The sequence below is a fragment of the Paenibacillus sp. Soil522 genome, assembly GCF_001428245.1.
Taxonomy (GTDB): Bacteria; Bacillota; Bacilli; order Paenibacillales; family Paenibacillaceae; genus Pristimantibacillus.
This window is the reverse complement of the sequence record NZ_LMRV01000033.1, coordinates 101,089-117,270: the sequence shown is the minus strand read 5'-3', so window position 1 is coordinate 117,270 and position 16,182 is coordinate 101,089. Positions and strand designations below refer to the sequence as shown.

The following is a 16,182-nucleotide window of genomic DNA, read 5'->3' as shown; positions in this document are numbered from 1 at the left end:
TCAAGCACTTTCGCAATCTCCCGCTGCGTCCGCTCATCGCCGCCGTGCTTTGACCCTTCACTCGGGTTTGTCAAAAATGGGCAACCCCTCCGCATTCCAATTCAATACTTTAGCACGTGTATGACGATTGGGTTCGTAAAGCGGATCTCCGACGATTTTTTTATAATCCCTTGAATGATAGATCAGAATATCGGCTGCACCGTCTTCCGATACGGTGAAACAGTTATGGCCAGGGCCGTATTGTCCGGTTTCTTCGCTCGTTTGGAAAACAGGCTCCGGGGATTTCGTCCATGAATTCGGGTCTAACAAATCGCTGGTGTCCAGAGTTGTAAGCAGCCCCATGCAATAATTGCTATCCGTGGCGCTTGCCGAGAAGCTGATAAATATTTTGCCGTTCTTCTTGAGTACCGCAGGCCCTTCATTCACATGGAAGCCTACGATTTCCCACGCATATTCCGGTTTCGAAAGCAGGACCTGCTTGCCTCGAATCGTCCATGGATCGGACATTTCGGCGATATACAGATTGGAGTTCCCTTGATTGTCGGGACCCTGCTGAGCCCAAACTAAATACCTTACGCCTCCATGCTCGAAGGTTGTGGCATCCAAAGAGAAGGAATCCCAATTTGTCCGGGTCTGACCTTTTTCCACCCATGTCGGCTCCAGCGGATTGGCCGCATCATTTTCAAGGACGTACATGCGGTGCTGCCATACTTCCTTCTCGTCCTCATCCGAGCCTCCGGCGGCGAAATAGATGTACCATTTGCCGTCGATATAATGGATTTCAGGCGCCCAAATATGTGCGCTCATTCTGCCCTTCGCGTGTTTTCGCCAAATGACGGCCGGTTCGGCAGCCTCGAGCTCCTGGATCGTTCTTGCCCTTCTGAGCTCGATGCAGTCGAACGCGGGAACCGAAGCGGTAAAATAATAGTAGCCGTCCGTATGCTTGTAAATCTAAGGGTCCGCGCGCTGCAGGACAATCGGATTGCGGAATTGCCGCTTAATGCTTAGCCTGCCATTCTTCTCGGCAAGCGGCAAAAATAGCGGCCTTTCATTCGGAGTCTTATTGGGCCTGTGAATAGCCAGCATCAATTCCCCTTCGAACGTGGTGAACAGCATGCCGTGACCGCCGTCTTGTCCGAATAGCGGCTCGCGGTCCTGCACCCAAGGCCCGCTGATATCGCCTGTCTCGGAACGGGCGATACCGATCGCATAACCGTTCACTCCGTGACTTGACCATAGCATCAGGAGATCCCCGTTTGCCGCGCGGTGCAAGAAAGGTCCGTCCGTTACGAAGTTCTTTTTCCCGCTAGAAGCAGCACCGCTTTGGACTGCCCACGGCGCATCGGAGGCATGAAATAACAGCACTGGTTCTCCGGCAGCCGATTTCAAGTCCTTGGTGAGGGGGATGGCGCATATTTCGCCATCCTGCACCTGCAGCCATTCATGGCAAAATATCATCCAAGGATGGCCAGCCCCGTCGACGTACAGCGTGCCGTCCAAGCATTCCCAATCCCCGGGTGTAACAGATCCGGCCGAATGAGGCCGGAAGGGGCCGACCGGATCGTCGGATACGAGAATTTGCGTGCCCCTGAATTTGCGGTCCGCCTTAAAGCTGGCGAACATATAATACTTGCCGTCATAAAGGTACACTTCCGGTGCCCAGTAATGCCTGTCCGCCCAGAAGTCCTCTTCCGGCCGAAAAGCGGGGAATGGCCCTTCCCAGCGATCAAGGTCGTTGCTCACATACACATCAAAGCCGGTCGCTTTTCCTTCCCATACATTTTTATCCGTTGTCCCGTAGAGGTAATATTTCTTTTCAACTTTGACAGCCAGTACGAACGGATCGCGGATTTGAATTTGTTCTTTGGTCAGCATGGCACACTCCTTATCTTTAAGAAACAGTATAATGGTTTATAATGATTACAACAGAGGCTTTAAGGAATGCTTAATCTGCAGAAAAAAAAGCTAGCCCGTCGGTCATGAAACCGGGGCTAGCCACCTGACCTCTTGCTCGCTGCTTATTGTTCGGTTACCGTAACATATTCATTGTATCGAGATAATACTATCGCAGGTATAGGGTGAAGTTACGATTTAATCGGGCAATATTACGCTTTATTCTGCTACTGCCGAAGGGGCAAACAAAGCCGGACCGTTGTGCCACCCATCAGTTCGCTTTCGATCCGGAACCCTGGATTATCCGGAAAATGAAGCTTCAGCCGCGCGTACACATTTTTCAGCCCGATGCCGCCCGACCCTTCCTGCGGACCCAATCCGTCATCCGTTCCGTTCAGAACGGCTTCGACCTCCGCTAATCGTTCCTCGTCCATTCCGATACCGTTATCGCGAATTTCGAGATACAAAAATTGCTCGTCGCGTCTAGCGCGAATGAGAATGCTGGCCCCTTCTTTATATCCGACAAAAGCGTGCTTCATGCTGTTCTCTACGATTGGTTGAAGGGAGAATCTCAGGACGGACGCGTTCATTAAAGGCTCCGGAACTTCAATCATTAAATCGACGATATGGCCGAGCCGCATATTGTGGATGGCGATAAAGTTCTTTACGTGATCGATTTCTTTCTGCAGCGGAACCATAACGGAACCTTTGCCCACACTGTAGCGAAACATATCCGATAAATTACGGATCATGATGCTGACGTCGTGCATGCCGTAGCGGATGCTTTTCATGTTGATAGACTCCAAGGTATTGTAAAGAAAATGCGGATTAATTTGCGACTGCAGCATGTCCAGCTCGGCCTTCACTTTAAGTGTGTTCATCTCTTTTTCCTTCAGCTTCGATTGAGCGTTTTCTTCGAGAATCCGTATGTTTTCATGAATAAGATGATTCATTTTTTGAACCATCTCATTGTAATTTTCAATCAGCTGTCCGACTTCGCTCTTCGAGCCCCCTTGGACCAGATGGTCGAAATGAACCTCTGAAATATGGTTAATCGAGCCCATCAGCCGTTCGATCGGTTTCGACAGCAGATTGCTCAGCAAGCTCGCGAGCAGGAAGGAAAACAAGGATACACCTAACAGTACAAATAAAAAACGATAAAAGTATTCCCGGTACTGGGCCTCGAACTCCTCTTTCGGATACTGAAAGGTTGCGATCATTCCTGTATTGGCTATCGGATAAGAATAGGAGAACAGCTTCGATTTGTAATTGCTCGAGTAACGGTGAATATGAAACAGTTCTTTGTTCTGGCCATTTGTCACAAAAAATCCGGAGGATCCGAAATCCATATTTTTGAACAGGTCGTCTTTAGGAACGGCCAGCAAGTAATAGGACTGCCCTGTGTCGAGATCTTTGTTCAAAAGCGGAATCCTCTTCACGATCGCAGTATTATTATGGTTTGTGATGTCCACATAATCCGACACCCAGTAGGATGAATCGGTATCCTTGAAGAGCGATTTATTGACCGTAAACAAATTGAGATTGTTTGAAAATATAGAAGAATAAATCGCCGATCCTTTATTGTCATACAGAACAATATAAGAAAAATTATTGACTCCAGGAAAAGCGGCTATAGAGGCATAATTGACCTCCCTTTCTTTATAGTAAGGGATATTAAGCAGGTTGTTCTGCTTCGTCAGAAACTCCTTCAGCTCCTGGCTGATCGTCAGCCGGTTGATCGTATTTTCCAGCCGCTGGACATTGATGTGGGCGGACGTTTTCGTCAGCTCGCCGATACGGCTCAGAAACTGGTCGGCGGTGTTATTGATGCTTTGCGTCAGCATGAAGGAATACAGCAGTCCGCCCGCAAGCGTCGGAACAAGGACGGATATGATAAAGGTGATCAGGATTTTATTCTTTAACGACATTTCCCCGGCACCGCTTTTGGACAAATCGGCCGTGACGGAATTCAGGTTCAGGTCATCCGACAAGGACTGTCTGCGTACCGCCATGGAAAACTTGCGGAAGGGAAGAAACATTTTCTTGGAGCGCACGAAACTGAATCCGAAGGTGAGCAGAAGGGCGGTTGCCGCAATCGCTATAAAGGTGACCGCTACTCTGAGTACAGGGGGATTGAGGTCATTTGCAGCATAAAGATAAGTGACCTGATAAGGAAACAGGTCCAGCTTGTTTCTTACTGCAACGTAGGTTTCGTTTCCCTTCGAGAGCCTGCCGCTGCCGACTGCCGTGGCGTGAGACACCAGGTCTGGATCGGCTATGCTGCTCCATATCGGCTGGCCGTTATCATCGCTCACCACAACGGGTGTGTGAGCGTCTCCGTGGGCTTCTTCTGCGGCATTAAACAAGCCATCCTGCAATACAAAGATGACAAAGATCCCTATATTTCCGTTATTGATCACCAGGTTGCCGGAGGTTTGGGATATAAAGTCTTTCATATCATCGTTCATCAGCGCTTGATTATTCGCCTGAAGCTCATCCTGATCGAATCTTACAATTTTACGCATGTTTTCGATCAGAGCATTTGTCCAGCCCTGCGAATCGAAGGCGTCCTTATTCAAACCCGGCAGCACATGAAGATCCGGCTCGCCAATCTCCTTCATGAAGGAATACTGGTTTCGGTCGGAGCCGATCAAATAAACGGTTTTATAAAAGGAAGGCGACAGGTTCAGCGCGTTTAATTTCTCGTTAAGCTCCTCCGTCGCCTGATGAATCGTATCCTTATCCCTTAACGGCAGGAAACTGGTCGAGTATTTGCGCAGGTCGTTTTTCTCAAACAGGTCCATCGTGTTGTTGATTTCGGAAATAATCGTTGTCAGGTTTTGTTGATAAAACGTCTGAAAACCTTGTTTTTCATTCGCTTGAATGACTTGGCTGTTTTTATTCAAATAGAAAAATCCGGTCCATACCAGAATCAGCTGCGCGATCAGGCTTAACAGCAGCGCGAGCACGGTGATGCGTTTAACCGTAGGTTCAAACATATTAGGTCTCAGCAGTTCTCTCATGGATGCTCGTCTCCGTTTGATGTCTTTTATGAATCCTCTCCGAATTATTGTTCCATTGACAACCTGTATTCCAGTGGCGTTTTTCCGACATATTTCTTGAATGTCGCCGAGAAATAGGCCGGGTCCGAGTAGCCGACCATCTCTACGATTTCATAAATCTTGTTCCTGGGGTCTTTAAGCAGCGTCTTCGACTGCTCAATTCGCAGGACAGTCAGATACTGAATGTAATTTTCGCCTGTTTCTTTGAATAAGGCGCTTAAATAATTCGGCGTCACATGGACATGCTCAGCCACTTTCTTCAAAGTGACGTTCTTTGAATAGTTTTGGCGGAGATAATTTTTAGCTTCCTCGATGATGTAATGCGTACCTTTGGGTACCGGCGGATCCTGCTCCACCGGCTCCTGCGTATCGCTACGGCTGTCAACCTCTACATATGTGCCCAGACAAAGCCGATTTCCTTCATCGGAGGAAACCAGGGCGAGCTCGGCAGAGCGGCATGAACCGTGCAACTGCTTTATACTCGTAACGGTAACTCCAATACTGATCGTGAATGTCGATTGCCACAGCCCCATGCATGAGCCGAGCTGCTTCTTCACCTGGAGCATTTCGTCCTGCGAGTCGATATCCCGTCCGATGAAGTAGCATCGGGCGGTTTCTGGATCAACATAATGATAACCGAGATCTCTGGCTTCCCACAGCTCCGACAGCATGTTGTCTAGAGAGAAAGTAATCAACCGCAGCTCTTTCTTGCTGATGCCGGAAACTCCCTTTTGCATGCGGTCCAGAGACAAGATGGATACTTGATAGTCGGATTCCTGCGAGAAGATGAATTCGGCTTCTGCAGCCGATTGTTCGATGTCCTCCGGGCTAACCATCCCGGCTAACAGTTCTTTCAAAAAATTCACCCGGAGCATCCGGGAAAGAAGTCTTTCTTTGCGTTCAAGGGTCGCCTGCCGATATTCGATTTGCTTCTCATTAACCATTGTCCGGTGAAGCGTGTTAAATATGGCGAAAAGATCCTCGATAATCGTCGGCTTTAACAAATAATCCGCCGCCCCTAACTTTAGCGCTTGCTTGGCATATTCAAAGTCATCATACCCGGAGAGTATGATGACTTTGACAAAGGGATACTTTTCTTTTACGGCCCCAAGGAGTTGTAGGCCGTCCATAAACGGCATACGGATATCGGTGAGAATGACATCGACGGGCCTTTCCTCCATGAAAGCCAGAGCTTCCAAACCATGCGCGGCGACTCCGGCAACTTCATAGCCGATCGTCTGCCAATTCAGCGATGCAAGACCATCGCGTATTCCCGCTTCATCATCCACGATTAAAATGGTAAACATAGCTGCACCTGCTTCTTGTTGAAAATTAAACAGACATTAATCGACAATAATCGACATTCAGTTCCAGTTTAACCTTTAACAGCTCCCGCGGCAATACCATCCACCAAATACCTCTGCCCGAAGAAGAAGGCGGCAATCGTTGGAAGCATGAACAGAATCGCCGCAGCCGAGCTCGGCTGCTGCAGCACGACGTTCGGGTTGTCAGGCAGGTGATAGCCAATCGTAGCCAGGGCTGTGGCAAGCGGATAATTCTCGTCCTTCAAAAACATGAAAGGCGTAATGAAGTCGCCCCAGGTCCACTGGAAACACATAATCGCCGCCGTCCAGGTTGCCGGCGTTGCCAAAGGCAGAAAAATAGTCCAGTAAATTCTGAGCGTGGAGCAGCCGTCGATCCGCGCAGCTTCTTCCAGCTCCCTCGGGATCGAGGAAAAGAACTGCCGGTAAAGAAAAATAAAGAACGGCGCCCCGCCAATGCCCCATAGGAGCCATGGATAAAACGTATTATTAAAATCCAGCTTATTGAAGAGAATATAAGTCGGGATTTGGGTCACGATCTGGGGAAGCATCATGGTGGAAGTAATCACCAGAAAGAACAGTTTCTTCCCCGGCGCGTGAAGTCTCGCGAACGCAAACCCGGCCAACGCGCTGGACATTGTCGTCAAAGGCACATAGATGGCGCAAATGATGAACGAGTTTTTCAGAAAGGCAGGAAACTCGATCATGGTCACGGCCAATACGTAGTTATTCCAATCGAAACCAGTCGGCAGTAGGGTCGGCAGGGAACCCAGCGGATTGAGAGAATTGACGACCGTCAGAACGAAAGGATAAGCGAAAATGACCGTAAATAAAGCGATTAGGCCGTACACTGCAATTCGAAGCGGCAGCTTGTTGATTCCAGAGTTAACCATCCCTACACCTCCTGCTCGGTCTCATAATAGACCCAGTAACGGCTTGAATAAAAGACTAATACGGTCAGCAGCAGGATCGCGATAAACAAGACCCACATGAGCGCCAAGCCGTAACCGAACCGTTGAAACGCAAAGATTTGCTGAAAAGCGTGTACCAAATATAAATAATTGGGCTTAATCGGCGCATCCAGAAGCGTTTTGCCTGTCAACAGGATTGGTTGGATATACATTTGAAGCGACGCTATGATGCCCATAATTAAATTTAAGAACAGGATATGGGTCATTAGCGGCAAAGTGACCGCAAAAAATTTGCGGATCGGACTTGCTCCGTCAATCTCGGCCGCCTCATACAAATCGGCGGGAATACCCTTCAAGCCTGCGAGATTGATGAGCAGACTGCTGCCCGCTCCCCATAACAGCATCACGATCAGCGCGGTTGTCGCATAATCGTAGCCGAGCCAGCTGACCTGCGGAAGATGAAGACGGGTGAAAAAAGTATTAAGCAGCCCTTCGCCGGAAAAAATAAATTTCCACATCAATACGGTGGAAACGACCGGCACAACGGAAGGCATATAGAAAGCGGTTCTGTACCAGGAAAGCCCTTTGATCTTCAGGTTTAACAGGATTGCCAGAAGCAGGCCGATGGCGAGACTGAGCGGGACGTTAATCGCCGTAACCAGCAGCGTGCGTCCGAGCGCATACATCGATTCGGAATCCTCAAACACCGTTTTGTAATTGTTCAACCCGACAAATTTCAATTTGTCCATGTTAAAGCCCGTGTAATTCGTAAAACTCAGATATAGGCCGTACAGCAGCGGGAATACCCCAAGGGTGATAAAGATAATAAGCCAGGGCGAAACGAAGGCGTAAAAAGTCCCGTATTGTTTCCATTTTTTTGTTTGCAGCATGATTCGTCACTCCCATAAACGGAAAGGGAGAATGCCTTCTCCCTTTCCCTTCTTTAACTAACAGCTTTTACTGCGTGGCATTCATATTCTCTTGAATAATCAGGTTCATGTTTTTCGTCAGCTCATTCAAGGCGTCATCCAGATCCGCTTTGCCGAAATAAACCGGCGTCACGTATTTGTCCAGAAGGGTTTGGCCGTTAAGCAAGAACGGATTGCTTTCCAAAGGAACGTTCGAGTACTTCAATTCTTCCTGAAGCTGGTTGTACACCCTTTTGTCGAAATCGGTTACCTGCGGCATTAGAGGAATCAGCGATTTAAGCGCCGGTACTCCCCAGCCGCCGGATGCGCGGTTTTTCGCCGGAGTGCCCGCCATAATATATTCGAACACGTTCCAGGCCTGATCCGGATTCTTTGTATTCTTGCTAATGATAAATCCGGTAGCTGCGCCCGTCGGCGACACTCGATCACCATTCTCGGCAATAGGCGCCGCAAGCATGCCGAAATCGTCGAGGTGCGTCTTCATCTTCTCGTCGCCGCGAATCATGCCGGAGAACCAGTAGCCTGCCATGATCATGGCGGCTTTATTGTTCATAAACAAATCTCCGCCCCATGTAGCGGGATCCTGGTTCACGTCGTTTTTACCCAGATTATTCTTGACGGCATCCACCCACATGGAAACAGCTTCCTTCACTTCCGGTTTTGTAAAATCGACTGTTTTCATATCTTCGGAGAAAACCTTGACGCCTTTACTTGCCAGATCGAGCATGATGGACGGAAGGTCCGCTTGCGTTTTCGAACCCAACGCGAGGCCGTATTGCTTCACCTTGCCGTCTTCCGTTAGGGTCAATTTTTTGCCCAGTTCCATCAATTCGTTCCACGTGAGCGGCGTTTTCGAATCCGGAACTTTCACGCCAGCAGCGTCAAACAAGGTTTTGTTGTAGAAGATTGTAAAATCCGGCGACCAATCTTTCGGCATGCCGTATAGAGGTCCTTGTCCTTGAACCTTCCCGTCGAAGCGGAACAGATTCACCGGAGGAAGGAAATCGTCTTCTTTAAGTACTTGGCTCTTCTGCAGATACGGAGTAAGGTCCAAAGCCAGACCCTTGACGACATAAGAGGTCAGGTCGACTGCACCCTGCGCCCGAATCAGGTCCGGCGCATCGTTCGTGGCGATTTGGGCAGCCAGCTTCTGCGGATTGAGCTCTTCAAGTTTAATTTTAATGCCGGGATTATTCGTCTCAAATTCTTTCACTTCGTCATCCGAAACCTCGCCCTTATTCAGCGCGACCCGAATCGTAACCGGCTCATTGGTTTTAGGGGCCGTTGTCGGCTCTTCCGCGGTCTTGCCGCCCTGATTTTCATTGCCATTGCCGGTAGACGCTCCGCATCCGGTTATGAGCACGCATGTTGCAATGATTGCTGCGAGCGATGTCAAAATTCTCTTTTTCATGTTAACCCTCCTGTGTTTGTTTTCTACTTAATCATAACTTGTCCGCGCTGAAACAAGTATTCGACAAAACTACAATAACTATGGCTAGATTACAAACTTACTTGGCCTGCGTACGATCCGCGCCCCGCTGCTTATAATGGGCAATCTTGTGATGGCAATCATGATTAGATTCATACTTAGCCTCATACTTACGCTTATCCTGGCCTTCGCTGTCCCTATCCTATTCATCGTTTTGTATATGAAAAAGCCACAATCGTCCGATCGACTGTGGCTTTAACATTACTTCGTAACATTCATGAACTGCAATTAAGTTATGATAAATCAACGACAACCTTGATAGCCTCTTTGGCTTCGATTGCTGCGTTGAACGCTTCTTGGATATCATCCAGTTTATAGACCTGTGTGACGATATTTGCAATATTAGTTTTTTTATTAGTCAGGTGATCGACTACCTTTGTAATATCTTCATGCGTATAACCGCTTGCACCTTGAATTTGCAGTTCTTTTGACATGATTTGGGATAAACTGACGGGTACTTCATTTTTATAAACCGCAATAATCGAAATTTTCGCTTGAGATTTAACAATTTTCATTACATTTTCGAATAGAACGGGTGCACCGGCCGCATCGATAAAAACATCAACATCCGGGACGGTTTGACCATAAACGTTTACTGCGCCGAAATGCTTTGTTAAACCTTCTGCTAAATCCTCTTTCTTGGTGTTCACTGTAACGGCGCCTAGTTCTGTCGCTTTTTGTAAACGCCAATCTTCAATGTCGACGACACAAACATTCGTAATGCCTTCTGCAATCAAGCTTGCCGTAGCTGAAAGGCCAATCGGACCAGCGCCTAAAACAACGACTTTATCTGCCCGCTGAGGGTTTACACGGAAAGCACCGTGTCGCCCGACACTTAAAGGCTCCATTAAAACAGCTGCTTCTAATGGAATATTTTGATCCATTTCGTATAAGTTATAATTCAATGCCGCATCCTCTATCAGGACATATTGAGAAAAACCTGAGCATTCCAGTGATTTGCGACGCCCTACTCGTTTCGCCGTAATTGGGTTAATGCCAACACGCATTCCGACTTTAATATCAGCAGATATGTCTGCTCCTACCTGGACGACTTCCCCCGACCATTTCATGTCCAAACTCTGCACCCAAACTAATACCCATATTGCCTGCGCCAACTTTCACGATATTAATATCCGTGCCACAAATTCCGCCTCGCAAGTTACGAACTAACACATCTTTACTGCCCACCGCAGGAATTGGTCTTTCTTCTACACGAATTTCATTTTTTCCATAATAAATTGCTGCTTTCATCATATCGGTTCGCTCCTTAGACTAAAGTTTTAAAGCTTTAATTAATAATTGATTCATGTCATCAATTGTTTCTTGAAAATTATGGTAATACCATTCCATGATTACACCTAGAATTGCATTCGCTTGATAAGATATTTCAAAATCGCTTACCTGTCTAATCGTCGCCATAGAATCCAATGACCGTTTCACAAGTTTTTTCATTTGCAAAAAAAACATCTCATAATAAGCAAAATTTGAACCTGTACGGAACATGAAACGATAAAAATCTTGATTATCGTATACATGTTGGAATAGATGAATCATTTGGGGTTCTAAACGATAACGGTCTGTCTTTTGACGATATCTGGAAGTTGCTAATAATGATGACTCTAAATCAACCAATAATTGCTCAACTTTTTCTTCAAACAATTTTGAAATACTTTCATAATGTAAATAAAAGGTTTTTCTCGTAATGCCAGACGCGTTACACAATTCCGTAACCGTAATTTTTTCTAACGGCTTTTCCTTTAATAAAATAATCAATGCATTTTTTAAATTGTTTTTTGTTTTGATTACCCGTAAATCTTGCTCATTCATCACTCGCCCTCCAAAAACAGTTATTCTTATTACACAAGTGTATAATAACTATATTCTATATTTTCTGCAACGTCAATTTTCTCCCACTAGAGGCAGACCAAGCCTAATTCTAAAATTCTGCTCGTCCTTGGTGCTGCTGGCTGCGCTTGATTTCGTACTGCTTCTTCTGCTTCTTCTGCTAACCGGAAAGCTGCAAAAAGGCCAACCAGATTATAATTCCGGCTGACCTTAATGGCATCAATTATGCTTGGGGCGCGATAAACTTACATGTTTTACGGAGTGTCTGAATTATGGATCAAAAAAGACGACGCTCATCCCGTTATTTGGGATGAGAAGTCGTCTTTTTTCGCATATAACAGGCCTGCATGCAGGCCAATCTTGCCATCATCTTCCCTGGTTCCCGACTAATCGAGAATGAGCCCGTACCATTCCCAGTTGATCAAATCATCGGAACGGTAAACTTCCTGCCCTCTCCACTCGTCCACGATTAACCAATTGAAATCCTGCAACTATTCTTTTATAGAACCGAGCAGCACGCCTTTTATAAAAAACTTCTGCGCAAACGGGTACATAATTACCATCGGAATCGACGAGATAACCATCGCCGCCANATTCTTTTATAGAACCGAGCAGCACGCCTTTTATAAAAAACTTCTGCGCAAACGGGTACATAATTACCATCGGAATCGACGAGATAACCATCGCCGCCAACTGAAGGGTTCGGGCTGTAACGGTTCCCGCACCTTGAGCTTTGGAGTAGAGTTCTGCGACTGCGGGATTGTTGGCGTTCACGGTGTTAGCCATCTGCTCAATCGCATCCGTAGACTGAATGAGCTTTAAGATCAAATATTGCAGCGTCTGCAAATCAGCGGATTGGGTGAAATACAGCGTCGCTCCGTAATCGTTCCATACGCTGACTGCCGTAAACACCGAAAGAGCAGCCAAAACCGGCCTCGATAACGGGATAACAATACGGAAGAATATCGTATACTCATTCGCTCCATCAATTTTGGCCGATTCGAACAGAGCTTCGGGAATCGCCTTGAAATTCGCATTGAAAATAATGACGTTCCAAAATCCGCCAAAAAGGGCAGGGATGATGTAAACCCAGTAAGTATCATACAAACCGAGCCAATTCAACAGCATAAACGAAGGAATCAGACCGCCGCTAAAGTACATGCTCGTAAAGCCTATTACCACATACCATTTTTTCCCTTTTAAATAAGAACGGGAAAAGGCGTAAGTAAACATCGCCGTATACAGAATAGAGATAACCGTTACAATCACCGTCCGCGAACCGCTAATCCATGCAGCCTTAAGCATCCCCGGGTCCGACATAACCGTCGCCCAGCTCGCCCATGTAAATTCCCTTGGCCATGCAAATATGGGTCCGCGCACAAGATTGTCGCCTGTATTCAAAGAATTGACGACAGAAAACCAAAACGGATATATCGTCACGATCATAATCATAATCATGATGACGACATTCGTCACATTAAAAACACGTTCTCTCCAGCTCCTGCCTCCGACCATTCCGGACGCCTCCTAAAAGTTATTCTCGCTGCTTCCATAAATCATCTTCTCTGCAAGCGAAAAACTCGCTTCGGAAGCATACGCTCAAGCGTAAACGGCTGTCGCCGTCCTTGGCGGCTAAGCTAACGTTTCGCGTTGAAATATAAGCACAGTATAAAGTGAAACATATACTTTCTTATATTTTAAAACAAACCAGATTTTGTAAGCTTCTTGGATAGATAGTTGGCTCCAAGCAGCAGCGCAAGCGCAAACACCGATTTCATTAACCCGATCGCCGTAGCCGAAGCRAACTGGAACTGCCCAAGACCCGTTCGATACACGTAAGTGTCAATAACTTGACTGGTCGGCAAGTTCAAAGAGTTTTGCAGGACGTAAATCTGCGTAAAGTTATTGTTCAGCATGCCGCTTATTSCGAATATGACCAGAATCATAAMCGTAGGCAAAATGCCGGGCAGCGTGATGTGCAGCATTCGTTTCAAACGGCTCGCACCGTCGATAGCSGCAGCCTCATATAAAGACTGGTCGATGCCTGCCATGGCAGCCAAATACAAGATGGCGCCCCAGCCTATTTCTTTCAACAAATTTGTTCCGATGGCGATGCCCCAGAAATATTTTGGCTCGCCCAAAAACAGAATAGGAAAGCGGCAATTTCAAATTNGCAGCCTCATATAAAGACTGGTCGATGCCTGCCATGGCAGCCAAATACAAGATGGCGCCCCAGCCTATTTCTTTCAACAAATTTGTTCCGATGGCGATGCCCCAGAAATATTTTGGCTCGCCCAAAAACAGAATAGCCTCATCGATCAGGCCCAGTTTCAGGAGTAAAAAATTTACGATGCCGCCATCCGGATTGAGCAGCGTGATGAACAACCCGCCAAAGATAACCCATGAAAGAAAATGCGGCAGGTACGTGACGGTCTGTACAAACGATTTAAACTTGGCATTCTGGATCTCGTTTAACAATAGCGCGAAGATCAGGGTTACCGGGATCCCGACCAGCGACCCAARGAGATTAATGCCTAGCGTATTTCTCACCATGGGCCAAAACTCAAARTGCCGGAAAATCRTCATAAAGTTCTCGAAATTGTTCCATTSACTCGTAAAAATCCCTTTAAAACCAGTGATGGGATCGTAGGCCTTGAATGCCATCAACAGCCCGGACATCGGGATAAAGTCGAATATGACAATCATAATAATTGCTGGCCAAAGCATCGTCATGAGCTCCAACTGGGTTCGAAGATCGTGCCCGAGCCTGAACGNCATCGGGATAAAGTCGAATATGACAATCATAATAATTGCTGGCCAAAGCATCGTCATGAGCTCCAACTGGGTTCGAAGATCGTGCCCGAGCCTGAACGWTTTTTTTCTTTTGATATTTGCTGTCGGGATGCCTCCCTCAATGGCGCTTTTTGCCATCATTCGTCCCTCCCTTGAAAAACAATGAYAATGCCAAAGTGCAGCATGGAATGCACATGCACTTTGGCACTATTCATCACTCAAATCATACKATTAAGAATTAATGCCTTTAACCGTTACGCCCATTTCCTGAGACTTCTTCTGGAGCTCCTCATTCAGCGCCGCATCCAGCTCGTCGACCTTCAATTGTTTCATCTTAGCGACAAACTCGTCATAGAGTTTGTTGAACGCTGCCTCATCCTTCGCCAACACCATCTTGGCAACCTGAGCTTCATAAAATTGCTGGATTTGATCTCTTGCGATTGCATTTTTGCTTCCCGGTGCATAGAAATCGCCAGGCAATTTCAGTACGGAAGCATCATATCGAACGACTTCCGGCGATCTCGCGTAAGCGGTCTTCGCCTCCATTTCAATCAAACCGCCGGCGCCTTCCCTCTTTGTCGGAGCAGGCTGCACGTTTTCAAGGAATGCCATATTGGCGAATTGCCAGAAGATATCCACTGCCGTTTTGCTGCTGTCCTTCTGAGCTTGAATTCCTTCATCCGTTCTTGTAATGAGACCTTTGTCGTCTTTCGTGTAATGAACGCCTTCGATACCAAAGTTACTGAGCGTCATCCCCTCGGCACTGGTCACATAACTAAGCCATTTCGCCAATTTTTCCGGTTCCTTCGTCGATTTGGAAATGTGCGTTTGCATCCAGCCACGATCTGGTTCAGAATAGAACGGGAACACCGGCTTTGTGCCTTCACTCGACAAGATCGCGCCGGGCGAAACCCAGAAATCAACCGTATCAAATTTGCCTTTGGGCGTCCCTCCGATTAACATGAACACACGTTTGGACAAGACGTTCGCTTCGATCGCCGCATCATCCGTTGTCATCTGGCCGGGATCGAAGTACCCGCCTTGGGCCGCCTTAAACAGGAATTGAATGGCATGCTTGTTTTCCGGAGACATGTAGATATGTCTAAATTTACCGTCCTTGTCAATCGGCATCGCTCCAAAAGATCTGTGCAGGAATTGGAGCGTTTCGCCATGGTAGTTTTTGCCGTGAATCTGAAGCGGAATGACAGGCTGGCCGTCAACCGTCAGTTTCATGTCCTTTACCTTCTTAAGAGCCGCGAGCACGCCATCCTCGGTTTTCAGATCGGAAAGGGCAATGCCGGCCTCTTTCAAAATATTCGCGTTGACTATAACACCTTTATTTTCAGCATACTTCGCCACATCCGCAAAATAATCGCTTGACGGCGGATATACCTCTCTCGCATCACCGCTGGTCATGTGGCTTCCGATCGCGTACCAGCCGCCATAATGTTTGATCATTTGCTGCTTTACATCTTCAGGATAATCTTTGAGCAAATGGGATTCCGGATCGTATTTCGTAAGGAATTCTTCCAATTCCCAAACCTTGCCGGCTTCAACCAGCTTCTTTCCCATATCCGGGCCTACCGTAGTAATGACATCCGGGAATGAGTCCGACGATGAAACCGTCATCAGATTCAATTTCGTATCGCCGTCCTGTGCCGGAATGTTGTAAGTAAAGGTGAGCCCCGTCTTTTTCGTCTGTTCCCCCATTACGGTGCCAGGCTCCGTGGTCCATTGCGGCGGGTTCCAGCCTCCAACTGTAGAGAACCAAGTAAGATCCACCGGCGCCGCAGTCGTCTCGGTTTTCGCCGGCTCTGCCGGTTCGGTAGCGTTTCCGCTTCCCGATTTGTTGGCGCTGCAGCCTGACAACGCAATCGTTGCGGCCAACGCCAGAATTGTAAACCCTTTCATTTTCATATTAATCATCCCCCTGCATAT

General features: G+C 47.2%; 13 protein-coding genes. All 13 read right to left on the bottom strand.

Annotation, left to right across the window (positions count from 1 at the left end; genetic code table 11):
- Nucleotides 1-57: 57 nt before the first annotated feature.
- Complete coding sequence (locus ASG81_RS09310; protein WP_081417224.1) at nt 58-951, bottom strand: glycoside hydrolase family 43 protein; 894 nt, start codon at nt 949-951, stop codon at nt 58-60.
- The gene (locus tag ASG81_RS09305; protein WP_056632354.1) at nt 952-1,875 is read right to left on the bottom strand and encodes a glycoside hydrolase family 43 protein; all 924 of its coding nucleotides are present in this window, start codon (nt 1,873-1,875) and stop codon (nt 952-954) included.
- A gap of 245 nt (nt 1,876-2,120) precedes the next feature.
- Complete coding sequence (locus tag ASG81_RS09300; protein WP_056632350.1) at nt 2,121-4,916, bottom strand: sensor histidine kinase; 2,796 nt, start codon at nt 4,914-4,916, stop codon at nt 2,121-2,123.
- Nucleotides 4,917-4,960: 44 nt separating this feature from the next.
- Nucleotides 4,961-6,262 (bottom strand): response regulator transcription factor, encoded by a 1,302-nt coding sequence (locus tag ASG81_RS09295; RefSeq protein ID WP_056632347.1) that lies wholly within the window; start codon nt 6,260-6,262, stop codon nt 4,961-4,963.
- Between the two features lie 68 nt (nt 6,263-6,330).
- Nucleotides 6,331-7,170, bottom strand: coding sequence for a carbohydrate ABC transporter permease (locus tag ASG81_RS09290; RefSeq protein WP_056632344.1), 840 nt, complete (start codon nt 7,168-7,170; stop codon nt 6,331-6,333).
- A gap of 2 nt (nt 7,171-7,172) precedes the next feature.
- Nucleotides 7,173-8,078 (bottom strand): carbohydrate ABC transporter permease, encoded by a 906-nt coding sequence (locus tag ASG81_RS09285; protein ID WP_056632341.1) that lies wholly within the window; start codon nt 8,076-8,078, stop codon nt 7,173-7,175.
- Nucleotides 8,079-8,145: 67 nt separating this feature from the next.
- The gene (locus ASG81_RS09280; RefSeq protein WP_056632338.1) at nt 8,146-9,528 is read right to left on the bottom strand and encodes an ABC transporter substrate-binding protein; all 1,383 of its coding nucleotides are present in this window, start codon (nt 9,526-9,528) and stop codon (nt 8,146-8,148) included.
- A gap of 311 nt (nt 9,529-9,839) precedes the next feature.
- A complete protein-coding gene (locus tag ASG81_RS09275; protein ID WP_235548794.1) occupies nt 9,840-10,676 on the bottom strand; it encodes a zinc-dependent alcohol dehydrogenase in 837 nt (278 codons plus the stop codon).
- Nucleotides 10,627-10,860: an alcohol dehydrogenase catalytic domain-containing protein gene (locus ASG81_RS32625; RefSeq protein WP_235548793.1), complete on the bottom strand. Its 234-nt coding sequence runs from the start codon at nt 10,858-10,860 to the stop codon at nt 10,627-10,629. Before ASG81_RS32625 ends, ASG81_RS09275 begins: the two co-directional genes overlap by 50 nt.
- A gap of 18 nt (nt 10,861-10,878) precedes the next feature.
- On the bottom strand, nt 10,879-11,433 hold the full coding sequence (locus tag ASG81_RS09270; protein WP_056632334.1) for a TetR/AcrR family transcriptional regulator: 555 nt from the start codon (nt 11,431-11,433) through the stop codon (nt 10,879-10,881).
- Nucleotides 11,434-12,044: 611 nt separating this feature from the next.
- A partial coding sequence (locus tag ASG81_RS09265; RefSeq protein ID WP_235548804.1) for a carbohydrate ABC transporter permease occupies nt 12,045-12,684 on the bottom strand: 640 nt, incomplete at its 3' end.
- Between the two features lie 464 nt (nt 12,685-13,148).
- Nucleotides 13,149-13,592: an ABC transporter permease subunit gene (locus ASG81_RS09260; protein ID WP_268795766.1), complete on the bottom strand. Its 444-nt coding sequence runs from the start codon at nt 13,590-13,592 to the stop codon at nt 13,149-13,151.
- 883 nt (nt 13,593-14,475) lie between these two features.
- Nucleotides 14,476-16,161: a hypothetical protein gene (locus ASG81_RS09255; RefSeq protein ID WP_056632331.1), complete on the bottom strand. Its 1,686-nt coding sequence runs from the start codon at nt 16,159-16,161 to the stop codon at nt 14,476-14,478.
- Nucleotides 16,162-16,182: the final 21 nt, after the last annotated feature.